This window comes from Paeniglutamicibacter sp. MACA_103 (assembly GCF_045798555.1).
Classification (GTDB): domain Bacteria; phylum Actinomycetota; class Actinomycetes; order Actinomycetales; family Micrococcaceae; genus Paeniglutamicibacter.
The window spans coordinates 1-23817 of record NZ_JBIXLN010000054.1 but is presented as its reverse complement, the minus strand read 5'-3'; the positions used below and the strand labels follow the sequence as shown (position 1 = coordinate 23817).

Here is a 23817-nt window from a genome sequence, read left to right as displayed (position 1 = left end):
CCCCCCCCGGGGGGGGCCCCCCCCGCTTCGGCGTTTCACCGGGAATATCCTCAGTGAGCACAGAGTTGAGTGATGTAGACTCAAGTTTGAGTGGTTAGCCAACAACGAAAGGACGAGCGTGGACACCAAATTGACGACCAAGAGCCAGGAAGCCCTTTCTGCCTCGGGAATGAACGCCTCAACGGCGGGAAACCCGCAGGTGGAACCCGCACACCTGCTCAAGGCGCTTGTTGACCAACGCGAATCGGTGGCCGTGGCATTGCTGAAGGCCACCGGAATCGACCCCGACCAGGTTTCGGTCCAGGCCAGCGCCGCCATCAAGGCCCTGCCGGCCTCGTCCGGGAACAGCGTGGCCCAGGCCCAGTACTCCCGTGGCATCCTGCAGGCCATCACCGCGGCGCAGCAGGCGGCGGCCGCCCTGGGAGACGGGTACGTCTCCACCGAACACCTGCTGCTGGGGCTGAGCGAAGACACCGGCGCCGCCGGAAAGGCCCTGCGCGATTCCGGGGCCACGCGCCAGGCGCTGGACACCGCGCTGCCCACGATCCGCGGCGACCGCAAGGTCAACAACCCCGACCCCGAAAACACCTTCCAGGCCCTGGAAAAGTTCGGCACCGACATGACCGCCATCGCCCGCTCGGGCAAGCTTGACCCGGTCATCGGGCGCGACGCCGAGATCCGCCGCGTCATCCAGGTGCTCTCGCGCCGCACCAAGAACAACCCGGTGCTCATCGGCGAACCCGGGGTGGGCAAGACCGCTGTGGTCGAGGGCCTTGCCCAGCGCATGGTCGCCGGGGACGTCCCCGAATCCCTGCGCGGCAAGACGCTGATCGCCCTCGACCTGGGGGCCATGATCGCCGGTGCGAAGTACCGCGGCGAGTTCGAGGAGCGGCTCAAGGCCGTGCTGGAGGAGATCAAGGCTTCCGACGGGCAGATCGTCACCTTCATCGACGAGATCCACACCGTCGTGGGAGCCGGTGCCTCCGAGGGCGCCATGGACGCGGGGAACATGCTCAAGCCCATGCTGGCCCGCGGCGAGCTGCGCCTGATCGGCGCCACCACGCTGGACGAGTACCGGCAGAACATCGAGAAGGACCCGGCCCTCGAACGCCGCTTTGCGCAGGTTTACGTGGGGGAGCCGAGCGTCGATGACACCATTGCGATCCTGCGCGGGCTCAAGCAGCGCTATGAGGCCCACCACAAGGTCACCATTGCCGACTCCGCGCTCGTGGCCGCGGCCGGCCTGTCCAACCGCTACATCGCCGGGCGCCAGCTTCCGGACAAGGCCATCGACCTGGTCGACGAGGCGGCCAGCCGGCTGCGCATGGAGATCGACTCGGCCCCCGAGGAAATCGATGCGCTGCGCCGCTCGGTGGACCGCCTGACCATGGAGGAGCTCGCGCTCTCGGGCGAAACCGATCCCGGCTCCCGCGAACGCCTCGAGACGCTGCGCGCCGACATGGCCGACAAGAAGGAAGAGCTCGATGCCCTCAACGCGCGCTGGGAATCGGAAAAGGCCGGCCTGAACCGGGTCGGCGACCTCAAGGTCCGCCTGGACGAGCTGCGCTCGCGTGCGGAGAAGCTGCAGCGCGAGGGCGACCTGGAGAGCGCCTCGCGGCTGCTCTACGGGGAGATCCCGGCGCTGGAAAAGGAGATGGCCGACGCCGCCCAGGCCGAGGCCGCCGGCGGCACCAAGGAGCTGATGGTGGCCGAAGAGGTCACCGCCGACGACATCGCCGAGGTCATCTCCGCCTGGACCGGCATCCCGGCCGGACGCATGCTCCAGGGCGAAAGCCAGAAGCTGCTGCACATGGAGGATTTCCTGGGCAACCGGCTGATCGGCCAGCGGAAGGCCGTCGACTCGGTATCCGACGCGGTGCGCCGCGCCCGGGCCGGGATCTCGGATCCCGACCGCCCGACGGGATCCTTCCTGTTCCTGGGTCCCACCGGCGTGGGCAAGACCGAGCTGGCCAAGGCCCTGGCCGACTTCCTCTTTGACGATGAGCGCGCCATGGTGCGCATCGACATGTCCGAGTACGCGGAGAAGCACACCGTGGCCCGGCTGGTCGGCGCCCCTCCGGGCTACATCGGCTACGAGGAGGGCGGCCAGCTCACCGAGGCCGTGCGCCGGCGGCCCTACTCGGTGGTGCTGCTCGACGAGGTGGAAAAGGCCCACCCGGAGGTCTTCGACATCCTGCTTCAGGTCCTGGACGACGGGCGCCTCACCGACGGGCAGGGACGCACGGTCGATTTCCGCAACGTCATCCTGATCATGACCTCGAACCTGGGTTCCCAGTTCATGGTTGACCAGACGCTGGAAGAAGACACCAAGCGTGCGGCCGTGATGAACCTGGTCAACGCCTCGTTCAAGCCGGAGTTCCTGAACCGGCTGGATGACGTGATCATGTTCGACGCGCTGTCGCTGGAGGAACTGGGGTCGATCGTCGCCCTGCAGGTCGACGCCCTGGGCGAGCGCTTGGCGTCCCGCCGCCTGCAGCTCGAGGTCGACGACGATGCCCGCGACTGGCTGGCCTTCACCGGGTTCGACCCGGCCTTCGGTGCGCGGCCGCTGCGCCGGCTGGTGCAGCGCGAGATCGGGGACCGGCTGGCCCGCGAATTGCTGGCCGGCACCATCCAGGACGGCGACACCGTCGTGGTTGGCGCCAACGAGTCCGCCGACGGGCTCATCGTTTCCTCGCGCCGCGGATAAAGGCCGTCCTCAACCTGCCGGTGCCGGGAGCGGCCTCCACCGCTTCGGGCACCGGCAGGGCCGAGTCCGAAGCGGTCATGGCCGCTCAGGTGTTCAGCGCGGAAGACTCGGGCGGGAGCATGGACTGGCGCACGCTTCCCTCGTTCAAGGCCAGGAAGCAGGCAACCAGCCTGTCTCCGGTCTTCCAGGTTGATTCCGAAGGGCGGGAGAAATGATAGGACCATCCGGTGTCCAGGGGAGCCTCGGGGTCCAGCGGAATCGATTTGCAGAGTTCCTCGGACTGGGCAAGGATTCCCGCCGGTCCGGGGAAGGTTTCCCCGCCAACCGTGAAGGTCCCGATCAACTGGGCGTTGTGGGGGGTCTCGCAGGTCACCACCGTTGAGGGTTCTAGCGGGCCGGAGAATCCCTGAAGGCAATCGCCGGCCTGCAATTGGTCGGCGGGGACCTCGGATGCAATGATCCCGTCGAGGCCGGGCGATGCATTTCTCGTCACCTCGGCGGTCGGTGCCGGGACCGCTTCACGGCCACCGAACCTGTTGGCTCCATAGATGACAATCAACATGATTCCCAGTGCGCCCACGAGTGCCCAAAGCGCCGGGGCGCGCCACCAAGAACGCGTCTGTGACTTGGCACTTAGAGCCGGAAGCGCGGCTTTCGGCTCTGGCAGTGGCGAATCAGGCAAGCAAGCTCCCGGGCTGTTGGCAGTCGACTTGGTGGACAAAATAATACTCTACCGGCGGAACGGTGGTTCCGGGCAGGCACTCGCCGCCGAATCATGTTAACCTTGAAATACGAAAGAATTAGTCACATATTCTGGGGCCTCCATCTGATTCAGGTGGACCACCTCCAGATCTACTGAAAAAAGGGGGTCACGCCATGGGGCGCGGCCGTCAGAAGGCAAAAGCGACACGACAGGCCAGGGACATGAAATATTTCTCCCCGGCCACTGATTTGTCCGCCTTGGAACGCGAGCTTGGGAAGAATCGTGGTCACAGCACCTCGATACCAAGCCCTGTCGACGTACCTTACGAATCCGATTATTCGGATTACGAAGACAAGTACGCAGACGATGACGACGAGGACGACCAACGGCGCATCAGCTGATGCGCCGACTCCCTGAAGTGACCGCCGGGAAACCTGCGGTTATGGTTTTTCCAGTACGTGAAATCGGCAGCCGCGGCCACCACGCAGATTCTGCGTTGGTGACCGCGGCCTTTGCCATGCCCCCGGAAACCAGGTAGGCGCAGATGCTCCACGAGGGACGACTCGGAATCCAAATGGCGCACCGCGCCGCCATCCGTTCGATTGAACGCGTGGTCGGGGAAAATGCCCCGCTGCAGGATCCGGCCATTGCCGCCTCCGGCATCCGCCGGATGCTGGAGGCCGGCTCCGTGCTGGTGCTCACGGGCGCCGGGGTGTCCACGGATTCGGGAATCCCCGACTACCGGGGACCCAAAGGTTCGTTGCTGCGCCACCGGCCCATGACCTACCAGGAATTCCTACACGAGCCCAGCGCCCGGCACCGGTACTGGGCCCGCAGCTTCGTGGGCTGGCGGCACATGGCCCAGGCCTCGCCCAACCCCATCCACCGCCGGCTCGCCCGCTGGGAGGCCACGGGAAAGGTCAGCGGCATCGTCACGCAAAACGTCGACGGGTTGCACGTGGCGGCCGGGTCGCTGAACGTCATCGCCCTGCACGGGGACCTGGAACAGATCAGCTGCCTGAACTGCGGGGCCCTGGAAAACCGGCAGAACCTCGATGCGAGGCTGCACGAGGCGAACCCCGGGTACCTGGAGCGCATCGACCTGGACCCGTCGCTGGTGAACCCGGACGGCGACGTGTCCCTGGACGAGGCCCACGTGGCCGAGTTCCACATGGTCGGCTGCCTGGTGTGCGGGTCGCAGGCGTTGAAACCCAACGTGGTCTACTTCGGCGAGAACGTCCCGCCCGAGCGCAAGGTGCGGCTCAAGGAACTTGAAGCCAGATCCACCTCGCTGCTGGTGATCGGCTCCTCGCTGGCGGTCATGAGCGGCTACAAGCTGCTGCTGGACGCGCGCAACGCGGGCAAGCCGGTCGGGTTGATCAACGGCGGCCCCACCCGGGGCGACGCCAAGGCCGACTTCCGGTGGCGCAGCAACATCGCCGAGGCGCTTGCCGTCTTGGAGGCTCCCCTCGACGGGGCCGTGCGCCGGCCCATGTAAGGCAGTCGCCTCAAATGGTATTCGCCGACTTGGTCGGCAACGCATGTTTACCGCTCTTGCTGAAGCCGCTTTTTGGCATGATACAAAGCCCGCTCGACCCCTTTGGGCGTCATGCCTTCTTCTGAAGCGATTTGCTTCGTGGACTTGCCGTCGAGATATTTCGCCACCAACAAACGATTGGAGCGCTCATCCAGAATCTCAAGAACTTGAATTTCATGTTCGGCGTCGAGTCGGTTCGCGAGATCGCTGGTGAAGGTTCCCACACCATGCCAGCGCAGTCCCGCTTCATCGAAAGCGCTATCTCCCCTCCCCTCCCCGCCGCGGAGCGCCGATCCTGCACGACCTGCATGCCCGATCGCCTTCAATCGCTTGTCTTGATCCTGAGCAAACCGCGTGGCTGTAGTCCTGATATAGGCTCTCCACGCGCCCTCTGTAGGACCGTCAGGTCGAAGGACCGCCTCGAAGAGCGCGTTCAGGGCATGTATGCCAGCATCTTCAACAATTCCACGATCCTGCGTCTGCCTTCGTGCCGCAGTCTCCCCGGTGCGACGAAGGGCCCGCAGCAATTCAGGTTCCCTCAATGCATTTGGCAGATCCGGATTTGTGTACATGAAGCCATCCTGCCACACGGTTTCGCGGGTCAAACGAGATACTTTGAGGAATCGTGGGGGATCGGTGACGGCTCACGCCCTTAACCTATGAGGGCACTAATCGGTAGGGCCCCATGAATGGCAAGGATGCGCAACATGAGAACTGTGACAGTCAGCAAGGATGCACTCGTGGCAACCTTACAGACGAATAGGGCCAACCATCGAAAGGTCTTTGAAGAGGCGTTGGAAGGGTACCTAGCGCGCCTGTTGCGGGAGCTGGAACGCAGGGTTCATGACCTACGAAGGGGCAGGAAGATCAGCGCCTACATCTCTCTTCCAGAACCGGAAGACCACACCGATGACTATGACCGGATCCTAACTATGGCCGTGATGAGTGTAGATACGACCTTCACCCTGTCCGAAGAGGACTTTGGGATGTACGTTATGGATCAGTGGGATTGGAAGCGCAGCTTCAACGACTCGACGGCGAGGTACATCTAATGACAACCTATTGGATGATTCAAGTAGATGAAGGCACTGTGGAAGAGATTTCCCAAGACTTTGTCCATCGAGGTAACCGAGCACAGCATAGGTTGCCAGCGAATCGAATGACCATGGAACCGCTGGCGGGCGATCCCGTTGTTCTGTGGCGCAAAGGCTCGGGGGTAAAAGCAGGTGCTGTTGCCCTCGGATTCATCGCTGAAGTTGTAGAGGCGTTCCACGCAAGAAACTACAGGGAAACACGGCAAGAAAAGGACACCTTGCGGCGATCGGTGAACATGGTTGTCACTCACCTGTTTACCGAAGATCCGGTGCTGCGAGTTGAACTTAAAGAGGACCCACGTTTTGCGGACTTCACAATGTTCAAACGTGGTGGAGCCCAAGTGGCGAACCCGTGGGAACTTGAAAAAGAGCAATTTGAGGCGATAACTGAACGCATGCCCGACGCCACACAACCAGGATTTCCTTTTGTAAAGTACAAAATCAATGTGGAAGGGCTTTTTGAGGCAGACGGGACCTTGGCAGCGCTTGAGCAGTTCAAGACCATGGTTCGAGAACGTGACTATGAGCGGATGGGAATGGAAATTAGGTCTGCGGATACTCCAGCAGACGCCGAAGCCGATTCCATCCTGGAACCGCAAACTCGTCCCGATTCCCTCATTGCGCGTTTGGTGATGTGGGATACGGAAGTCTTGGCCCTTTCTCCAACCCATGCTTTTCTCAACGCTGTAAGGAAGATGAAGAAGGCGGGTGATTCATTGACCGAACGCGACCTCCGAGTCATCGAATTCGAACAATACGAGCCAGAATCAACGGGTGTTTAGCGACTAAGTTCTTCGAAACGCTAGACAGCGATGTCTTAAATGAGTGAGGGATCCGTACCTCTACAGGTCTGGATCCCTCACTGCATGTGGAGCCGTTGCTTAGCCGGCGAAGTTGCCGCGCATCAGCACCGCGCCGCCGTCGACGCCCTTGGCGCCCTGGACGTAGTCCAGTCCGGAGGCCTTTGCCTCGTCGGTGACGGACCCGACCTTGCCCATGACCCACGAGGTCATGCCGCGGGCGTTCAGGCGGGCCAGGGCCGCGTCGGCGACCGAGGCGTCAACGATGGCAACCATGCCCACGCCCAGGTTCAGCGTGCGCTCCAGGTCCGGCTGCGGCACCTGTCCGAGCTCGGCGACGACCTTGAAGACCGGGGGAAGTGCCCAGCTTGAGCGCTCCACCGTGGCCATGAGGCCCTGCGGGAGGACGCGGGCCAGGTTGGCTGCCAGTCCTCCGCCGGTGACGTGGCTGAAGCCGTGGATGTCAATGGCACCGTCGACGTTGAAGGCGCGGATCAGGTCCAGGCAGTCCATGGTGTAGATGCGGGTCGGTTCCAGCAGCTCCTCGCCCAGCGTGCGGCCGAACTCCGGCACGTGGCGGTCAAGGGCCCATCCGGCGTGCGCAACGACGCTGCGGACCAGCGAGTAGCCGTTGGAGTGGATGCCGGAGGCGGCCATGCCGATGATGACGTCCCCGTCCTTGACCCGTTCCGGGCCGAGCAGGCCGTCGGCCTCCACGATGCCGGTGGCGGCACCGGCGACGTCGTATTCGTGCTCGCCCAGCAGGCCCGGGTGCTCGGCGGTTTCGCCGCCGACCAGTGCGGTGCCGGCGATCTGGCAGCCCTCGGCGATGCCGCGGACGATGTCGGCGATGCGCTCGGGAACGACCTTGCCGCAAGCGATGTAGTCGGTCATGAACAGCGGCTCGGCGCCGACCACGACGATGTCGTCGACGACCATGCCGACCAGGTCGTGGCCGATGGTGTGGTGGATGTCCATGGCCTGCGCAATGGCGACCTTGGTGCCGACGCCGTCGGTGGAGGTGGCCAGCAACGGCTTCTTGTAGGAAAGGAACTTCGAGGCGTCGTAGAGGCCTGCGAAGCCGCCCACCCCGCCCAGGACGTTGGCGTTGTGGGTGGCCTTGATGGCGCCCTTCATCAACTCAACGGCGCGGTCACCGGCCTCGACATCGACACCGGCCGAAGCGTAGGTGATTCCGGAATTCTCAGGGGTGGCGCTTGTCATCTCTGATGTGTCCTTTACTTAGTTGCGCGGTGTTTTGTCTGCGGCGGTGAGGGTCGACTCGAATTCGGCATCCGGGCCCGGCTCACATCCCGCCTGGTTGCTTCGTTCAAGCAGGTTCTTGCCCATGCGGTCCGAACCCGGCAAAGCGATCGGGTAGTCCCCGGTGAAGCATGCGGTGCACAGGCGTTCGCGCGGCTGGAGGGTGGCGTCGATCATGCCGTCCTCGGAAATGTAGGCCAGGGAATCGGCGCCGATGGACTTGCCGATCTCGTCCACGGCCGCTCCGTTGGCAACGAGCTCCGCACGGGTTGCGAAGTCGATGCCGTAGAAGCAGGGCCACTTCACCGGCGGGGAGGAGATCTTCACGTGGACCTCGGCGGCGCCGGCCTCGCGGAGCATCCGCACCACGGCACGCTGGGTGTTGCCGCGCACGATGGAGTCGTCGACGACCACGACGCGCTTGCCCTTGATGACCGGCACCAGGGCGTTGAGCTTGAGCTTGATGCCCAGCTGGCGCAGCGTCTGGGACGGCTGGATGAAGGTGCGTCCCACATAGGCGTTCTTCACGAAGCCGTGGGCGAACGGGATGCCTGATTCCTCGGCGTAGCCGATGGCCGCGGGGGTGCCGGACTCGGGGACCGGGATGACGATGTCGGCCTCGGCGGAGTTTTCGCGGGCCAGCTGGCGGCCCATTTCCACGCGGGACTCGTACACGGAGCGGCCGTTGATGGCGGCATCCGGACGGGCCAGGTAGACGTACTCGAAGACGCAGCCCTTGGGGGTGGCCTCGCCGAAGCGCTGGGAGCGCACGCCGTCCTCGTCGATGGCGATGAATTCGCCGGGCTCGATCTCGCGGATGAAGCTGGCACCGACGGTGGCCAGGGCGGCCTGTTCGGAGGCCACGACCCATCCGCGCTCGAGGCGGCCGAGGACCAGCGGGCGCACGCCATAGGTGTCGCGGGCCGCGTAAAGGGTGTGCTCGTCCATGAAGACGAAGCAGAAGGCGCCGCTGAGCTTGGGCAGCAAGCGCAGGGCCGACTCCTCGAGGGACTCGCCCTCGGTGCCGTTGAGCAGGGCCGTCACCAGGGCGGTGTCGGTGGTGTTGCCCTGGGCGATTTCGCCGCGGACCTTTTCCTCGGACTCCGCGTGGAGGTCGTTGACCATTTCCATCAGCTCGGCCGAGTTGGTCAGGTTGCCGTTGTGGGCCAATGCCACGGTTCCCGCGGCGGTGGGGCCGAGCGTCGGCTGGGCGTTGGCCCAGTGGCTGGCACCGGTGGTGGAGTATCGGCAGTGGCCGATGGCCAGGTGCCCGGGCATGGAATTGAGGGTGTTCTCGTCGAACACCTGGGAGACCAGACCCATGTCCTTGTAGACATTGATCCGCTGTCCGTCACTCGTGGCCAGTCCGGCCGATTCCTGCCCGCGATGCTGAAGGGCGTATAGACCGTAATAGGTCAGTTTCGCCACTTCTTCGCCGGGAGCCCAAACACCGAAGACACCGCATTCATCCTGCGGGCCCTTCTCGTCGGGCAAAAGATCATGATTTAGGTTTCCGTCACCACGCGCCATAACAAATATTCTCTCACGAGCCGGGGGGCCGATGTGGCGTGAAGTGCCCCACAGCGGCGGTTCTACCGGTGTTCTGGGTCACCCATCGGCACGGCAAGCGCGCGACGTGCCTTTTTGCGTGTGATTCGATCCACAACAAGGAATACGATGCCGGCGAGCAGGACGCCGAAGAAGGCAAAGCCGACCGAGAGGAACCCGGCCACGGAGCCGCGCGTGAAGTTTGCCGATTCCTCCCCGGTGAACGCGGAAATAAAGGCAATGACGACGCCCACCAGGGCCCCGACGCCAACGAACGGCCAGAACCTGGGGGCCGCATAGACCTCCACCTCGACCTCTGCGTCGGGCTTCTCGGAGGGGGTGGGATTGTTGGGGTTCTGGCTCGATTCCATACCCCCAAGGGTACTAAGCCAGGGGCAGTTCGGCGGACAGGTCGGCGCGCAGCCCGGAGGCCGTTACCTTGCCGGTGGCCAGGGCCGCGTCCCAGTCCATCTTGCCCGAGGCCAGTGCCAGCCAGATCTGCGCAGGAAGCTCAATGACGTTCGGGGGAGTGCCGCGGGTGTGCCGCGGTCCCGGGATGCATTGGGTCACCCCGAACGGGGGAACGCGCACCTCCACCGAGTTGCCCTCGGCGCGGCTTGCAAGTTCCTCGAGGGTGTAGCGCACCGCCATGGCAATGAGCGGGCGCGGCAGTGCGGCGGCCTCCGCCTCGTCGGCCTGGATCCACCGGGAGAGGGCGCGGGCCCCCTCGGCCGGATCGATGCGTCGCTTGATGGCCACGGGGAATCAGGAATCCAACAGGTCCAGGACCTGCGTGGCCAGGCGCACCGATCCCACCGGGGCGCCGCCGCCGAGCACCGGACGGGTCAGCTTGGCCAGCACGTCGGCGAGCTGGCCGGTGGAAATTGCGCCGGCATTGGCCAGCAGGGTCAGTCCCAACAGGTCGCTGCCGCGGCCCGATCCGTCCTGCAGCTTCACGGCCACCGCCGTGCCGTTGGGGGCGGCGAGGATGAGCACGCCCTCGGCGCCGAGCTTGGCGATCACGCCCAGGTCCTCCATCACCACGGAGTTGGGCAGGCCATGGCCCTGGACCGCCCACGGGTAGTCAAGCATCGCGGTGGCAATGGTTGCCGCCCGCGCATCGGCGTGCTTGTTGCCCGGGGCCTGGGCCAGCTTGGATGCCGCACGGGCCAGGCCTGCAAGGGAGATCACCGGGACCGGTGCGCCGCATCCGTCCACGCCCAGGTGCGTGATTTTTTCGCCCGCGTATTCCTCGACGACCTCGATGACCCGTTGCTGCAGCGGGTGGTCGGGGGAGAGATAGGTCTTGGTGTCCCAGCCGTTTTCGGTGCAGGCCCACAGGAACGCGGCGTGCTTTCCCGAACAGTTGAACGACAGCGCGGATTCCTCCAGGCCCGCCCGCACCCGTTCGGTGCGCGTTTGGGCGTGTGCCGGCCAGGCATCGGGGCACATCAGGTCGGCCTCGGACAGGCCGGCCTTGGCCAGCATGGATTCAACGACGTCGGTGTGTTCGGCGCTGCCCACGTGGCTGGCGCAGGCCAGCGCGACCTGGGCGCCGCGCAACGGGACCCCGCACTGCATGGAGGCAAGCGCCTGGAACGGCTTGAGGGCCGAGCGCGGGTACACCAGGGTGTCCGGGTTTCCCAGCGCCGTGAGCACCTTGCCCGCGGCATCGACGACCACCGCGGAGCCGCGGTGGCGGGATTCAACGAAACCGTTGCGCTCGAGCACCACAAGGTCAACGGTTTCGGAGGCAATCAAGGTTTCGGGCATGTGGGCTAGTTTACGCTCTGTGCCCGCTGCAGCAGCGCAACGACGAAGTCCGAGTCGGGCCCCAGGGGACGCATGTCCCAGGTGGAAAAGCGGGTGGCAATGTCCAGCCCGGCAGCGGCCGCGTCGGCCTCGAAGTCCTCCAGTGCGTAGTCCCTGAGCAGGGAGAAGCCCACCACCAGGCGGCCAGCCGGTGCCAGGTGCGCGGCCAGGGCCTTCAGCACCTCGCCGGCGGTACCCGGGGCCACGAAGGCCAGCACGTTTCCCGGGGAGACTACCACTTCGAATATCTCGCGGGCACCGGCGGCATCGCGCAGATCCAACGAGGCCAGATTTCCCTGCAGCCAACGCGAGCCGGGGAAGTCGGCTCGGGCCGCGGCCAGCAACTCCGCATCCAGGTCGACCCCGGTAACCTGGTGGCCGCGCGCCGCCAGTGCACCGCCAACCCTCCCGGTGCCGCAGCCGGCATCGAGCACTCGTGCGGCGCGCGGGAGCAGGGCATCGACGAACCTTGCCTCGCCGTCGAGGTCGGCACCGGATTCGCGCAGCTGCGCGAAGCGGTCGATGTAGTTCCTGGCCTGTTTCGGATCTTGGCGCGCCTGCAGCTGCCACAACGTTTCCTTCTCCATGTACACGAGCATAGGCGCAGCGCCCCGCCGCCCGGGCGACCCCCGCCGCCTGCATCGGAGGGTGGATGCCGTGCCAGGTTGCCGCGAATACGTCGCTCCCGTGACTCAGGTGGGCGCCGGCGCGGCCGAAGCCGGTAGGCTTAAGCCTCGTGAAGGTACTGGTTATTGGCCCCGGCGGCCGCGAACATGCACTGATCCGCGCTTTGGCTTCGGATCCCTACGTCACCGACCTGCATTGCGCACCCGGCAATGCCGGGATTTCGCGTGATGTCACCACCCACCAAATCGATGCCCAGGACCCCGCAGCAGTGGTGGCCCTGGCCCGGGAACTGGGTTCGGAACTGGTTGTGGTTGGCCCCGAGGCACCCCTGGCGGCAGGTGTGGCGGACGCGTTGATCGCTGCCGGCATCCCCGTCTTCGGTCCCACCCAGGCGGCGGCCCAGCTGGAGGCCTCCAAGGCCTTCGCCAAGGCCGTCATGGCCGAGGCCGGCGTGCCCACCGCCATGGCCAAGGTGGCCACCAACACCGATGAAGCGGCCGAGGCGCTCGACGCCTTCGGCGCCCCCTACGTGGTCAAGGACGACGGACTTGCCGCGGGCAAGGGCGTCGTGGTCACCTCCGACCGCGCCGAGGCCCTGGCCCACGCGCAGACCTGCTTCGAGGCGGGCGGCACCGTGGTCATCGAGGAGTTCCTCGACGGCCCCGAGGTGTCCCTCTTTGTCATCTGCGACGGCACCCACGCCGTCCCGCTGGCCCCGGCCCAGGACTTCAAGCGCATCTTCGACGGCGACGAGGGACCGAACACCGGCGGCATGGGCGCCTACTCGCCGCTGCCGTGGCTGCCTGCCGGCTTCGTCGACGAGGTCATGGAACGCGTCGCCTACCCGACGCTGCGCGACATGGAATCCCGCGGCACCCCCTTCACCGGGGTGCTGTACTGCGGCCTGGCCATCACCACCCGCGGCATCCGCGTCATCGAATTCAACGCACGCTTCGGCGACCCCGAGACCCAGGCCGTGCTCGCACGCCTGAAGACCCCGCTGGGCGGGCTGCTCATGGCGGCCGCCAAGGGCGAACTCGACGACGCCGAGCAGCTGCACTGGCGTCCCGAGACCGCCGTCGGCGTGGTCATGGCCGCGGAGAACTACCCGGAGGCCCCCGTCAAGGGTGCCGCCATCGAGGGGCTGGAGGCCGCCGAGGCCATCGAGGACGTCTCGGTGCTGCACGCCGGAACCACCCGCAACGCATCGGGCGAGGTCGTCGTCGACGGCGGCCGCGTGCTGGCAGTCGTTGGCCTGGGTGCCGACCTGCACGCCGCCCGCGAGAAGGCCTACGCCGGAGTCGCCGCCATCTCCTGGGACGGCGCCCAGCACCGCACGGACATTGCGCTGAAGGCCGCCAACGGCCAGATCAGCGTCTCGGAAGGAACACACTAAATGTCAGGCCTGCAAACCGAAACCCTGGACCTGCCGGGTTGGACTCACCACTACTCGGGCAAGGTCCGGGACCTCTACATCCCGGCCGGTTCCACCTTCGAGGAAACCGACCGCGTGCTGGTGGTGGCAAGCGATCGCATCAGCGCCTTTGACTTCGTGCTGGAATCCGAGATCCCGGACAAGGGCAAGGTGCTCACGCAGCTGAGCCTGTGGTGGTTCGAGAAGTTGGCGCAGATCCCCAACCACGTCATCTCCACCGACGTCCCCGAGGCCGTCGCCGGGCGGGCCATGGTCTGCAAGAAGCTGGACATGTTCCCCATCGAATGCATCGCCCGCGGCTACCTCACCGGCTCCGGCCTGGCGGAGTACAAGGACCGCCAGACGGTGTGCGCGCTGCCGCTGAAGGCGGGCATGGTCGACGGTTCCAAGCTGGAGCCGGCGATCTTCACCCCCTCGGCCAAGGCCGAGGTCGGCGAGCACGACGAGAACATCACCTTCGAGGAGACCGCCGCGCGCATCGGCGGCCAGCAGGCCGCGGACCTGCGCGACGCGACCCTGGCCCTGTACACGCGCGCCGAGGAGATCGCCCGCACCCGCGGCATCATCCTGGCCGACACCAAGGTCGAGTTCGGCATCGATCCGGCCAACGGCGAGATCACCCTGGGCGACGAGGTGCTCACCCCGGACTCCTCGCGCTTCTGGGACGCGGAGACCTACTCGCCGGGACAGGCGCAGCCGTCCTTCGACAAGCAGTTCGTCCGCGACTGGCTCACCTCCGAGGCCTCCGGCTGGGACAAGGACTCCGGGGCCGAACCCCCGGCGCTGCCGGCGGAGATCGTGGAGCGTACCCGTGCGCGCTACATCGATGCCTACGAGCGCCTGACGGGACTCGCCTTCAACGCCTAGGCGCCATCGGCGGGCAGGGGGCGCGGAACACCATTTTCGATGGTCATCCGCGGCCCCTGCTGCGTTAATCCGTGCCGGCGTGCGCTTGGCCGCGAACCAGGATGTTGTGGTGCAGCCGGGTGAACCCGTCGGCCTCGCGGTCCCGGGTGTCGGCATCGTCCCTGACCAGGACCACCGTGAGCGAGGGGTTGGTTCCCGAGGCCTCCACGATCTCGCCGGTGGCGCCCGCGCCGCCGCATCCGGCGAACCAGTCGGGCTCGTTTCCGGCGTTGTGGACCAGGACGCAGGCCGTGGACTTGTCGGTCGTGGTTCCGGCGAAGTACCTCGCCCCGCCGCCGACCGCCGGCAGGCGGACGCTGGAGGCGTCGAAGTCCTCGGCCATCACGATCCCCGGCGGCAACGCGTCGTCCGGCCCCGCCGCACGCTCCAGCTGCGCGATTCCGGTGTAGCCGGAGCTACCGGCCAACACCAGTGACAGGCCCAGCAACGTCGCCGCGGCCTGGACACGGGTCTTCCTCACCATTTCTCCCCCTCTTGACGTGTCGTTGCCGGCAAGGGTATCCCGAAAGCCGCGCGATTGCGCCGCGGGCGGGTCAGACCAGCGAGTCCTTCCAGGCCTTGTGCAGTGCGGCGAAGCGGCCGGCGGAGCCGATGAGCTCGGCCGGGGTGCCGTCCTCGACGATCTTGCCGTCGTGGACCACCAGCACCCGGTCCGCGATCTGCACCGTGGAAAGCCGGTGCGCGATGATCAACGCGGTGCGGTTTCCCAGCAGGGTCTGCAGCCCGCGCTGCACGGCCCGCTCGGAGGGGATGTCCAACGAGCTGGTCGCCTCGTCGAGGATCAGCACCGCCGGGTCCGCCAGGAAGGCGCGGGCGAAGGAGATGAGCTGGCGCTGGCCGGAGGAAACGCGCCCGCCGCGCTTGTTCACGTCGGTGTCGTAGCCCTCGGGCAGCGCCGTGATGAATTCGTGGGCGCCGACGGCGCGGGCGGCCAGGATGATCTCCTCGATGCTGGCCCCCGGCTTGCCCAGGGAGATGTTCTCGGCCACCGTGCCGGAGAAGAGGAAGGCCTCCTGGGTCACCATGACCACGTGCCGGCGCAGGTCGTTGTTGGCGATTTCCGCGATCGGGACCCCGTCCAAGGTCAGCGAGCCGGAGCGCAGGTCGTAGAAGCGTGCGATCAGCTTCGCCAGCGTGGACTTGCCCGCGCCGGTCTGCCCGACCACGGCAACGGTCTGCCCCGCGGGGATGTCGAGGTCGAACCTGTCCATGACCACCGGCCCGTCTCCGTAGCCGAAGACCGCGTCCTTGAATTCCAGGGCCCCGGCGACCCGTTCCAGCGGCCGCGGCTTGGCCGGCTCCACCACGGTGGGTTCCTCCTCGAGCAGGCCCGAGACCTTTTCCAGCGCGGCGGTCGCCGATTGCAGGGACTGGTAGAACATGGCGATGTTCTCCACCGGCTGGAACACCCGCTTGGTGGCCAGCAGCAGCGCCACCAGCACTCCGACGCCCAGCTCGCCGTCCAGGATGCGGAACCCGCCCCAGGCCAGCACCGCGGCCACCGAGAGGTTCCCGATGAGCACCAGCGAGGGCTGGAGCACCCCGAAGAGGTTGATGGAGCGGATCGAGTTGTCCCGGTATTCGCCGGCGACCTGCGCGTAGGCCGCATCGTTGGCCGTTTCCTTGCGGAACGCCTTCACCGCGCGGATCCCCGTCATGGTTTCCACGAAGGACCCGATGACCCGGGCCGAGACGACGCGCGACTCGCGGTAGACCACCTCGGAGCGCTTCTGGTACCAGCCAAAGAGCAGCCAGATGGGCACCGCGGCGATGAGGACCACCAGGCCGGAGCGCCAGTCGAGCACGAAGATGGACACCAGCGTGAACGCCACGAAGACGCCGGCCGACACCAGCTCGGAGATGCCCTGGTCCAGCAGCTCGCGCAGCGTCTCCAGGTCCGAGGTCTGCCGCGAAATGATGCGCCCGGAAGTGTAGTTCTCGTGGAACTCCAGGCTCAGGCGCTGGGTGTGCCGGAACACGCGCAGGCGCAGGTCCAGCAACATGGCCTGGGAGATCTTCGCGGTGCACAGGATGTACCAGCCCAGCAGCGTGCCCGCGGCGATCGCCGAGAGCACGTAGGCGCCACCGGTGATGCCCAGGGCAGCCCAGTTTCCGGCGGCGACCTGCGGCAGGCCCCAGTCGATGGCCCAGGCGATGATCAGCGGGAAGGCGACGCGGGCGGCGTTGGAGATGACGACCAGCACCACGGTGAGCCCCAGCATGCGCTTCTGCGTCCGGGCCAGGGTCGCCAGCAGCCTCCAGGAGCGGGCGCGCACGCGGGCACGTTCCTCCTTGGTCAGGGTGATGGCGTCCTCGTTGGCCACGCCGGTGTGCTGGCTCATGCTCGCGGACCGCCTTCCAGGGCGATGATGTCGGATTCCTCGTCCTCGAGGCTGGCGATGACGTAGCGGTAGTGCTCGTTGCGCCCCAGCAGTTCCGAGTGCGTGCCCACGTCGTCGATGGCCCCGTCCCGCAGCAGCGCGACGCGGTCGGCCAGGGCCACGGTGGAGGGCCGGTGGGCCACGATCAGCGTGGTGGTCCCGGCCAGCGTGCGGCGCAGCCGCTCGGTCACGGCTTCCTCGGTGCGCACGTCCAGGGCGGAGAGCGGGTCATCGAGCACCAGCACGCGCGGCCTGGCGGCAATGGCCCGGGCCAGGGCGATGCGTTGGCGCTGGCCGCCGGAGAGCGAGAGCCCCTCCTCGCCGATGACGGTGTCCAGGCCCTGCGGCAGCGTGCGGGCGAACCCGGCCTGCGCGGTGTCGATGGCCTCCTCGAGCAACGCGTCCAGTTCCGGGCCGTCGAGCTCCGGGGCCCCGAGCAGCACGTTCTCGCGGATCGAGGTGGAAAACAAGATGGTGTCCTCGAAGGCGACCGCGACGTCGCGGCGCAGGTCGAGGAGGTCGCGTTCGCGCACGTCGACGCCGTCGATGAGCACCTGGCCCTCGGTGGCCTCGTAGAGCCGGGGGACGAGCTGGAGCAGCGTGGACTTGCCGGTGCCGGTCATCCCGACCAGCGCCATGGTTTCCCCGGGGTGCACGTGCAGGTTGATGCCGCGCAGCGTGGGGGTCGCGCCGTCCGGGGTGTCGGGGAAGCGGAAGCCGACGTCGCGCAGCTCCAGGTCGCCGCACGGATCCGCGGGGGTCCGCGGCGAGCCGGGGGAGGTGATGGTGTTTTGCGTGTCCATGACCTCGAAGTGCCGGTCCAGGGCGGTCTTGGTCGTGAGCGTCATGCCCATGAGCATGCCCATGTTTTCCACGGGTCCTGCGAGCACCGTGGCGGTGGCGAAGTAGGCGACGAGCGCGCCGACGCTCAGCTCGCCGGCCGCGGTGAGCCAGAGCCCGGCCACCAGGCCCAGGCCCAGGGTCGTTTCGGGGATCGCGACGACGAATAGGATGAAGCCGGCCAGGGTCTTGGCCTTGGAGACCTCGGTGTCGCGCAATTGCTCGGCGCGCGAGTTGAAGCCGTCGTACATGTGGCGGCCGCGGCCGAAGGCCTTGATGACGCGGATGCCGTGGACCGATTCCTCCACCGCGGTGGCCAGGTCTCCGGCCTGGTCCTGGCTGAGGCGGCTGGCTGCACGGTAGTTGGTGCGGAAGTGGAAGGCCTTGATGGTGATGGGGATGGCCCCGGCCAGGTAGATGGCGCCCAGCACCCAGCTGGAGCTGAACATCAGCGTCAGGCCGGCGATGACCGTCACGGTGGAGACCACCAGCATCATCGCGCCGAAGGCGAGCCAGCGGCGCAGCAGGCTCAGGTCCGACATTGACCGTGAGAGCAGCTGGCCCGAGCCCCAGCGTTCGTGGAACGAGACCGGGAGCTGCTGCAGGTGGCAGTAGAGGCGCACGCGCAATTGGGTTTCCAGGCGGGCCGCGGGGGTGATCACGAACTGCCGGCGCAGGAACACCAGCAGCGCCTCGAGGGCGCCGAGGGCCGCGACCAGCCCGACGGCCAGCCAGACCTCGGAGTTCCTGCCCTGGGGGTGCAGCACGTTGTTCACCAGCCAGGCCAGGACCTGCGGGATGGTCAGGGCGACAATGCCGGCGGCCAGCGCGCACAGGAACCCGAAGAACAACCGGGGCAGGATGGGCTTGACGTAGGGAATCAGCCGGGCCAGGGTCCTGCCCAGGGTGGGAGTGCCCGCCGCGGGTGCGTGTCCTTGTTGTACTGCCACCGGTGTCCGACCTCGATCCGCGCGCATGGTTTAGCCTCTGCGAATACCCTACAGTGTGGGGTTGGGATTCTTCAATCAGATGCGGCGGGCTAGCTTCCTGCCGTCAGGGTGAGCACGATGGCCTCCGGCGGGCAGGCAATCCGCACCGGGGCGAAGCGCGAGGTGCCGATGCCCGCGGACACGTTCAGCGGCGTGCTCTTGCCCGCGAAGTCCCACTGCGTCAGCCCGCTGGCCCGCCACGTCGGCAGGTCGCAATTGGTCACCAGGGCGCCGTAGCCCGGGATACAGACCTGGCCGCCGTGGGTGTGCCCGGCCAGGATCAGGTCGGTGCCCGCGTCGGTGAACTTGTCCAGGACCCGCTGGTACGGTGCATGGGCCAGCGCGATGCGGAGGTGCGGGGCCGCGCCGGAGGTGGCCGAACCGGCCGGCCAGCCGGCAAAGCGGTCCAGGTCCAGGTGCGGGTCGTCCACGCCGGTGAAATCCAGGCGCGTCCCCTTCACCACCATGGAATGGTTCCTGTTGGTCAGGTTGACCCAGCCCGCGGACCCGAAGGCGCGGTGCATGGCCTCCCAGGGCAATTGGTACTTGGGGGAGTTGCGCGGCGTATCCGAACGCTTGCCCAGGTAGCGGAAGGGGTTCTTCGGCTTGGGCCCGAAGTAGCAATTCGATCCGGGCACGAAGGCGCCGGGGAAAGCCATGAGCGGGCCCAGCGCCCGAAGCAGGGCATCCAGTCCGTCCATGTGGCCCAGGTTGTCGCCGGTGTTGATGACCAGGTCGGGTTCCAGATCCGCCAGCGAGTGCAGCCAGCGGCGCTTCAGTTCCTGGCCCGGCACCATGTGGATGTCCGAAAGGTGGAGCATTCGGATCGGGGAGGAACCCGGAGGCAGCAACGCCAGGGATTCCTCACGCACCTCGAAGCGCGTGGTCTGTCCCAGGCCGTAGCCAAAGGCGATGCCGGCGCCGGCGGTTGCCGCACCAGCCGCCAAAGCGGCCCCACGCACAGTGCGTGAGACCGCTTTGGCCAGCGATGATGAAGTCGCGATGGAACTAGTCATCTTCGGTCTTCTTGGGAGGATTCGGCGTGTCTCCGCTGTTTCCCTTGGGCTTGGGGGTCTCGGTCGCCTTGGGGGCTTCCGTTTCCTTCGGCTTTTCGGTCTCCTTCGGTTCCGAGGATTCGGAGCTCTCCGACTTCGAATCGTCCTCTTCTTCCTTTTCAGCCTTCTTCGGAGCCGGAGGCTTGGGAGCGGACTTGGGCCTGCCGAAGGACTCTGCCGGGTACAGGTCCCCGACCTTCTTCATGTAGTTGGTCCACAGCGGCGAAGCCCAGGTTCCCGAGTCGACCCAACGGCGGCTGATCCCGGCGATTTCGACGTCCCTGGTGGACTTGCTGCGGTTCTCGTCCCAGCGGCCGACCCATGCTGCAGAGGCCATGCCGGTGGTGTAGCCCACGAACCAGGTCGAGTTGGCATCGTTGTTGGTACCGGTCTTGCCGGCGATCGGGTAGTCGATGGCGCCCTTGGTCACCTTCTGCTTGGCGATCTTCGTCATGGTGCCGTTCATGTCGGCGACGACCTGGGGGCTGACCGCCTGCTCGCAGGTGACCGGCTTGACCTTGTAGTCGGTGCCGGTGGCATCGGTGACCGAGACCAGGGCCCGGTTCTCGCAGAACTCGCCGTTGTTGGCCCACGTCGCAAACGCGGTGGCCTGAGCCAGCGGGGTGATGCGTGCGGAACCGATCACGAACGACGGGTTGACCGGGGAAATCGGCTGCGCCCGGGTGGTCTTCTTGCCGGTGGACAGGTCGAAGTAGTTGTCGTAGTCGATCAGGCCCAGGCGCTCGGTGCCCTCGGCAATGGCGCACAGGTCCAGCTTGGAGGCCTCGGTCACGGTGGCCGAGTTCACGGAGTTGAACAGCCCGTAGTCCACGGTCATCGTGGACGGGTAGCCCGTCACGGCGTTGGCCGGCGACCAGCCATTGCCCTTTCCGTCGTCGGCAGTGGTGTATCCGCGTGGGAGGCAGGAAGCCTTCCAGCGGAAGGAAGCGGGATAGTTCTTCTTGTTGGGTGCGCTGACCCGGTCCCACATGTTGCGGCCGGCCTCGAGCCACGCCATGGTGGTGTACGGCTTCATGGTGGAGCCGCCCTGGAAGCCGCCGGCCCCGCCGAGCGCCGATTCCACGGCGAAGTTGTACTCCGTGAATTCCTTGCCCTTGGCAGGGGAGTAGGTCTTGTTCTGGCCCATGGCCAAGATGTTGCCGGTACCCGGTTCAACGGTCACGATGGCGGCACCGATGTTCGACTTGTCGTCGGCGGGGATCATGGCCTTCGACTGCTTTTCCGCTTCCTTCTGCAGGCGCGGATCCAGCGTGGTCTTGATCGTCAGGCCGCCGCGGTACAACAGGTTCTCGCGGTCCTTCTTGGTCTTGCCGTACGCCTCGTCCGTGGTGATCAACTTGGTGACGTAGTCACAGAAGTAGGCGGCCGAATCGGCGGCGATGCAGCCGGACTTGACCTCGTGGGGCTTGACACCCAGCGGGGACTTCACGGCCTTGTCGTAGGCCTTCTTGTCGATGGCACCTGTGCGGAGCATGGCAGCCAGCACGGTGTTGCGACGCTTGAGGCTACGTTCCGGGTACTTCTCCGGGTTGTAGGCGTTGGGCAGCTGGACCATGCCGGCGAGCATCGCGGCCTGCTGCAGGTTCAGGTCCTTGGCGTCCACCGAATAGAAGCGCTGGGCGGCGGCCTGGATGCCGTAGTTGCGTCCGGAGAACAGCACGAGGTTCAGGTACCCCTCGAGGATCTCGTCCTTGCTCATCTCCTTTTCGATGGAGATGGCCAGCTTGGCCTCGCGGGCCTTGTCCGCGATGTCCTTGGAACCGGAGATCGTCATTTCGGAGCGGTCCACGCCGTTGACGACATCCGCGTTCACCAGCAGGTTGTTCACATACTGCTGGGTCAGCGTCGAGGCACCCTGCTGGGACGAGGAAGTGAAGTTGTTCACCGCCGCGCGGGCGATACCGCGCACGTCGACCCCGTTGTGCTCGTAGAAGCGCTCGTCCTCGATGGAGATGATCGCCTTCTGCATGACCTTGGAGATGTTCTTGAGCTTTACCGGCTGACGGTTTTCCGAGTAGAACGTCGCAATCGTAGAACCGTCCTTGGCCAGGATCTTCGACGGCTGCGCAATCGGCTCGCCCTTGAAGCTTGCCGGCAATGCGTCGAAGATCTCGGTGCCGGCGGTCGCACTGCTGCCGGCAAGGGAAGCAATAGGGACCATGAGCCCTGCCGCAAGGACGCCACTCAAGGCGCTCACCCCAAAGAAGGCAACGATCTTGCCGAGGGTGGTAGCCGTATCAAAAAACGGGGACTTTTTAGCTGCCATACCCACTAGTTTACAAGGACGCGCTAACGTATCGGTTATGACCAAATGGGAGTACGCCACTTTGCCACTCATTATTCACGCCACGAAGCAGATCCTGGACCAGTGGGGAGACGACGGCTGGGAGCTTGTTGCCGTCGTTCCCGGACCCAATGGAAATGCACCGGTCGCTTACCTCAAGCGCCCCAAGGCCTAAGTACAGAAACGAGTAAAACCCATGCAACAAGAGACTTCTTCAGCCATTGAGGCACGCCTGGCCGAGCTTGGCCATGACCTTCCCGCCGTCGCCGCTCCCGTGGCTGCCTACGTGCCGGCCACCATCACCGGCAACCTTGTCTACACCTCGGGCCAGCTGCCTTTTATTAACGGGGAACTCACAGTCACCGGCAAGGTCGGTGCTGCCGTTACCGCCGAGGCCGCCGCGGGCCAGGCCCAGGCCTGTGCGCTGAACGCGCTGGCCGCCATCAAGGGCGTCATCGGCGACCTGGACCGCATCGTCCGCGTGGTCAAGGTCGTGGGCTTCGTGGCCTCCGATCCGTCCTTCACCGGCCAGCCCGCCGTCATCAACGGTGCCTCCGAGTTCCTCGGGGCAGTGCTTGGCGACAAGGGCCTGCATGCCCGTTCCGCCGTCGGCGTTGCCGCACTGCCGCTGGACGCGCCCGTCGAGGTTGAACTGATTGTCGAGTTTGCGTAACAACTCCGAAACCGGTGGCCCCGTGAACGAGAATCCCGTGGAGAAACCACGCAATCCGTCCACGGGGCTGCTGCGCCGGCTTTTTGACCTTCCGCCGACGCAATATGACGCGGCGGAAAATTGGGTTTCCTATGGAAGCCGCACCCCGCGGGCGACCCGCCGGGCCTCGTCGGTGGTGCTGATCCGAGACTCCCCGAAAGGTGTCGAAACTTACCTTGGATATCGTCCCGGCGGTTCACCGCTCGGGAGTGTCGCATTCCCTGGCGGAAGCCTTGAAGACGACGACGAAAACGAAATACCTTGGTACGGACCCAGCCTTTCCGAGTGGTCAAAACGTCTGGGCATCCTTGACCAGCGGCTGGTCAGGGCACACATCGTCTGCGCCATCCGGGAACTTTTCGAGGAAACGGGCGTGCTGCTTGCCGGCACCGACGAATTGTCGGTGGTCGAGAACTGCGACAGCGCAGACTGGATGGCGGTTCGCGAGGCCGTCGCCGGCCAGGACAAGTCACTGGCCGACGTGCTGAGGAAGCGCGGGCTGGGCCTGCGCACCGATTTGTTGCGTCCGCTCTCGCACTGGATATCCCCGAACTTCGCACTGCGCCGCTTCGACACCCGCTACTTTGCCGCGGCCCTGCCGGTGCGCCAGGAACCCTCACTCCTGCGCGGCAAGGGCATCTGGGCTGCCTGGAAGGTGGCCGGCGAGGTCATCGAACAACGCCAGACCACGGCGCTGGGCGACGAGGCCGGGGCCCCGGACACCGAGGGCCTGCCGCTGAGCATGGTCACGACACCGGCCGTGGAGGTCATCCTGGAGAAGATCGCCTCCGCCCGCGGGACCGTCGCCTACCTCTCGGTGCGGCGGGAATTGAAGAGCTACCACCCCGAGCTCGTCCAGGTCGGCGGAAAGTGCTTCCTGGACGTCACCACGACGACCGCAGCCGAGGGCGGCGGGCTGGGCCGAGGCCGCTAGACGTCGTCCCGTCCCGGCATGACTGCGGCCCAGGGACCGCGCACCGGCGCTTAAAACGGGTGTGGGGGGGGGGGGGGGGGGGGGGGGGGGGGGCCCCCCCCCCCCCGGGGGGGGGGGGGGGGGGGGGGGGGGCGGGGGGGGGGGG

The 23817-nt window shown here is 66.2% G+C and carries 23 protein-coding genes; 10 read left to right on the top strand and 13 right to left on the bottom strand.

What is annotated here, in order from left to right:
• Positions 1 to 118: 118 nt before the first annotated feature.
• Positions 119 to 2710 (top strand): ATP-dependent chaperone ClpB, encoded by a 2592-nt coding sequence (clpB, locus tag ACIPVK_RS19195; RefSeq protein ID WP_407613581.1) that lies wholly within the window; start codon positions 119 to 121, stop codon positions 2708 to 2710.
• An 85-nt stretch (positions 2711 to 2795) separates the two neighbouring features.
• Here clpB and ACIPVK_RS19190 read toward each other — a convergent pair whose 3' ends face one another.
• Complete coding sequence (locus ACIPVK_RS19190; RefSeq protein ID WP_407613580.1) at positions 2796 to 3272, bottom strand: hypothetical protein; 477 nt, start codon at positions 3270 to 3272, stop codon at positions 2796 to 2798.
• A 314-nt stretch (positions 3273 to 3586) separates the two neighbouring features.
• Between ACIPVK_RS19190 and ACIPVK_RS19185 the strand changes: the two genes are divergently transcribed.
• Both ACIPVK_RS19185 and ACIPVK_RS19180 read left to right on the top strand, forming a co-directional pair.
• Positions 3587 to 3814 carry a DUF3073 domain-containing protein gene (locus ACIPVK_RS19185; protein ID WP_407613579.1) on the top strand — a complete coding sequence of 76 codons (228 nt, stop codon included), beginning with the start codon at positions 3587 to 3589 and terminating at the stop codon, positions 3812 to 3814.
• Between the two features lie 173 nt (positions 3815 to 3987).
• Positions 3988 to 4911 (top strand): Sir2 family NAD-dependent protein deacetylase, encoded by a 924-nt coding sequence (locus ACIPVK_RS19180; RefSeq protein ID WP_407613578.1) that lies wholly within the window; start codon positions 3988 to 3990, stop codon positions 4909 to 4911.
• Positions 4912 to 4958: 47 nt separating this feature from the next.
• Here the strand turns inward: ACIPVK_RS19180 and ACIPVK_RS19175 are convergent, their stop codons facing one another.
• Positions 4959 to 5555 (bottom strand): sigma-70 family RNA polymerase sigma factor, encoded by a 597-nt coding sequence (locus ACIPVK_RS19175; RefSeq protein WP_407613577.1) that lies wholly within the window; start codon positions 5553 to 5555, stop codon positions 4959 to 4961.
• A gap of 102 nt (positions 5556 to 5657) precedes the next feature.
• Here ACIPVK_RS19175 and ACIPVK_RS19170 point away from each other — a divergent pair, with 102 nt between their 5' ends.
• Both ACIPVK_RS19170 and ACIPVK_RS19165 read left to right on the top strand, forming a co-directional pair.
• On the top strand, positions 5658 to 6002 hold the full coding sequence (locus ACIPVK_RS19170) for a hypothetical protein (RefSeq protein ID WP_407613576.1): 345 nt from the start codon (positions 5658 to 5660) through the stop codon (positions 6000 to 6002).
• Entirely contained in the window at positions 6002 to 6826 is an 825-nt protein-coding gene (locus ACIPVK_RS19165; protein WP_407613575.1) for a hypothetical protein, read from the top strand. The genes ACIPVK_RS19170 and ACIPVK_RS19165 overlap by 1 nt, the downstream gene beginning before the upstream one ends.
• A 99-nt stretch (positions 6827 to 6925) precedes the next feature.
• Here the strand turns inward: ACIPVK_RS19165 and purM are convergent, their stop codons facing one another.
• The 6 genes from purM to ACIPVK_RS19135 form a co-directional block, all read right to left on the bottom strand.
• Positions 6926 to 8068, bottom strand: a complete 1143-nt coding sequence (gene purM, locus ACIPVK_RS19160) for a phosphoribosylformylglycinamidine cyclo-ligase (RefSeq protein WP_407613574.1) — start codon at positions 8066 to 8068, stop codon at positions 6926 to 6928.
• An 18-nt stretch (positions 8069 to 8086) separates the two neighbouring features.
• Positions 8087 to 9637, bottom strand: coding sequence for an amidophosphoribosyltransferase (gene purF / locus ACIPVK_RS19155; RefSeq protein WP_407613573.1), 1551 nt, complete (start codon positions 9635 to 9637; stop codon positions 8087 to 8089).
• Positions 9638 to 9699: 62 nt separating this feature from the next.
• Positions 9700 to 10026 (bottom strand): hypothetical protein, encoded by a 327-nt coding sequence (locus tag ACIPVK_RS19150; RefSeq protein WP_407613572.1) that lies wholly within the window; start codon positions 10024 to 10026, stop codon positions 9700 to 9702.
• A gap of 13 nt (positions 10027 to 10039) precedes the next feature.
• Positions 10040 to 10414 carry a sterol carrier family protein gene (locus ACIPVK_RS19145; protein WP_407613571.1) on the bottom strand — a complete coding sequence of 125 codons (375 nt, stop codon included), beginning with the start codon at positions 10412 to 10414 and terminating at the stop codon, positions 10040 to 10042.
• Between the two features lie 6 nt (positions 10415 to 10420).
• Positions 10421 to 11428: an asparaginase gene (locus tag ACIPVK_RS19140; protein ID WP_407613570.1), complete on the bottom strand. Its 1008-nt coding sequence runs from the start codon at positions 11426 to 11428 to the stop codon at positions 10421 to 10423.
• Positions 11429 to 11433: 5 nt separating this feature from the next.
• Complete coding sequence (locus ACIPVK_RS19135; RefSeq protein ID WP_407613569.1) at positions 11434 to 12054, bottom strand: class I SAM-dependent methyltransferase; 621 nt, start codon at positions 12052 to 12054, stop codon at positions 11434 to 11436.
• Between the two features lie 149 nt (positions 12055 to 12203).
• Between ACIPVK_RS19135 and purD the strand changes: the two genes are divergently transcribed.
• Together purD and ACIPVK_RS19125 are read left to right on the top strand one after the other, a co-directional pair.
• Positions 12204 to 13490 carry a phosphoribosylamine--glycine ligase gene (gene purD, locus ACIPVK_RS19130; protein ID WP_407613568.1) on the top strand — a complete coding sequence of 429 codons (1287 nt, stop codon included), beginning with the start codon at positions 12204 to 12206 and terminating at the stop codon, positions 13488 to 13490.
• Complete coding sequence (locus ACIPVK_RS19125) at positions 13491 to 14396, top strand: phosphoribosylaminoimidazolesuccinocarboxamide synthase (protein WP_407613567.1); 906 nt, start codon at positions 13491 to 13493, stop codon at positions 14394 to 14396.
• Between the two features lie 64 nt (positions 14397 to 14460).
• Here ACIPVK_RS19125 and ACIPVK_RS19120 read toward each other — a convergent pair whose 3' ends face one another.
• From ACIPVK_RS19120 to ACIPVK_RS19100, 5 genes are all read right to left on the bottom strand, one after another.
• Entirely contained in the window at positions 14461 to 14919 is a 459-nt protein-coding gene (locus ACIPVK_RS19120; RefSeq protein ID WP_407613566.1) for a hypothetical protein, read from the bottom strand.
• Positions 14920 to 14989: 70 nt separating this feature from the next.
• Positions 14990 to 16798, bottom strand: coding sequence for an ABC transporter ATP-binding protein (locus tag ACIPVK_RS19115; RefSeq protein WP_407613565.1), 1809 nt, complete (start codon positions 16796 to 16798; stop codon positions 14990 to 14992).
• Positions 16795 to 18627 (bottom strand): ABC transporter ATP-binding protein, encoded by a 1833-nt coding sequence (locus tag ACIPVK_RS19110; protein ID WP_407613564.1) that lies wholly within the window; start codon positions 18625 to 18627, stop codon positions 16795 to 16797. Before ACIPVK_RS19110 ends, ACIPVK_RS19115 begins: the two co-directional genes overlap by 4 nt.
• Before the next feature lie 89 nt (positions 18628 to 18716).
• Positions 18717 to 19682 (bottom strand): metallophosphoesterase, encoded by a 966-nt coding sequence (locus ACIPVK_RS19105; RefSeq protein WP_407613563.1) that lies wholly within the window; start codon positions 19680 to 19682, stop codon positions 18717 to 18719.
• Positions 19675 to 22008, bottom strand: a complete 2334-nt coding sequence (locus tag ACIPVK_RS19100; protein WP_407613562.1) for a transglycosylase domain-containing protein — start codon at positions 22006 to 22008, stop codon at positions 19675 to 19677. Before ACIPVK_RS19100 ends, ACIPVK_RS19105 begins: the two co-directional genes overlap by 8 nt.
• A gap of 61 nt (positions 22009 to 22069) precedes the next feature.
• Here ACIPVK_RS19100 and ACIPVK_RS19095 point away from each other — a divergent pair, with 61 nt between their 5' ends.
• From ACIPVK_RS19095 to ACIPVK_RS19085, 3 genes are read left to right on the top strand one after another with little or no spacing between them, the layout of a single operon-like run.
• Positions 22070 to 22201 carry a hypothetical protein gene (locus ACIPVK_RS19095; RefSeq protein WP_407613582.1) on the top strand — a complete coding sequence of 44 codons (132 nt, stop codon included), beginning with the start codon at positions 22070 to 22072 and terminating at the stop codon, positions 22199 to 22201.
• 21 nt (positions 22202 to 22222) lie between these two features.
• Positions 22223 to 22699, top strand: a complete 477-nt coding sequence (locus tag ACIPVK_RS19090) for a RidA family protein (RefSeq protein ID WP_407613561.1) — start codon at positions 22223 to 22225, stop codon at positions 22697 to 22699.
• A gap of 37 nt (positions 22700 to 22736) precedes the next feature.
• Positions 22737 to 23672, top strand: a complete 936-nt coding sequence (locus tag ACIPVK_RS19085; RefSeq protein ID WP_407613560.1) for an NUDIX hydrolase — start codon at positions 22737 to 22739, stop codon at positions 23670 to 23672.
• Positions 23673 to 23817: the final 145 nt, after the last annotated feature.

Bases quoted from the DNA above. Each gene is read 5' to 3' on its own strand.
- ACIPVK_RS19120 (WP_407613566.1), bottom strand. From the start codon at position 14,919: ATGGTGAGGAAGACCCGTGTCCAGGCCGCGGCGACGTTGCTGGGCCTG.
- ACIPVK_RS19100 (WP_407613562.1), bottom strand. From the start codon at position 22,008: ATGGCAGCTAAAAAGTCCCCGTTTTTTGATACGGCTACCACCCTCGGC.
- ACIPVK_RS19150 (WP_407613572.1), bottom strand. From the start codon at position 10,026: ATGGAATCGAGCCAGAACCCCAACAATCCCACCCCCTCCGAGAAGCCC.
- purM (WP_407613574.1), bottom strand. From the start codon at position 8,068: ATGACAAGCGCCACCCCTGAGAATTCCGGAATCACCTACGCTTCGGCC.
- purF (WP_407613573.1), bottom strand. From the start codon at position 9,637: ATGGCGCGTGGTGACGGAAACCTAAATCATGATCTTTTGCCCGACGAG.
- ACIPVK_RS19190 (WP_407613580.1), bottom strand. From the start codon at position 3,272: ATGTTGATTGTCATCTATGGAGCCAACAGGTTCGGTGGCCGTGAAGCG.
- ACIPVK_RS19185 (WP_407613579.1), top strand. From the start codon at position 3,587: ATGGGGCGCGGCCGTCAGAAGGCAAAAGCGACACGACAGGCCAGGGAC.
- ACIPVK_RS19090 (WP_407613561.1), top strand. From the start codon at position 22,223: ATGCAACAAGAGACTTCTTCAGCCATTGAGGCACGCCTGGCCGAGCTT.
- ACIPVK_RS19115 (WP_407613565.1), bottom strand. From the start codon at position 16,798: ATGAGCCAGCACACCGGCGTGGCCAACGAGGACGCCATCACCCTGACC.
- ACIPVK_RS19165 (WP_407613575.1), top strand. From the start codon at position 6,002: ATGACAACCTATTGGATGATTCAAGTAGATGAAGGCACTGTGGAAGAG.
- ACIPVK_RS19140 (WP_407613570.1), bottom strand. From the start codon at position 11,428: ATGCCCGAAACCTTGATTGCCTCCGAAACCGTTGACCTTGTGGTGCTC.
- ACIPVK_RS19180 (WP_407613578.1), top strand. From the start codon at position 3,988: ATGGCGCACCGCGCCGCCATCCGTTCGATTGAACGCGTGGTCGGGGAA.
- ACIPVK_RS19170 (WP_407613576.1), top strand. From the start codon at position 5,658: ATGAGAACTGTGACAGTCAGCAAGGATGCACTCGTGGCAACCTTACAG.
- ACIPVK_RS19135 (WP_407613569.1), bottom strand. From the start codon at position 12,054: ATGGAGAAGGAAACGTTGTGGCAGCTGCAGGCGCGCCAAGATCCGAAA.
- ACIPVK_RS19105 (WP_407613563.1), bottom strand. From the start codon at position 19,682: ATGACTAGTTCCATCGCGACTTCATCATCGCTGGCCAAAGCGGTCTCA.
- ACIPVK_RS19125 (WP_407613567.1), top strand. From the start codon at position 13,491: ATGTCAGGCCTGCAAACCGAAACCCTGGACCTGCCGGGTTGGACTCAC.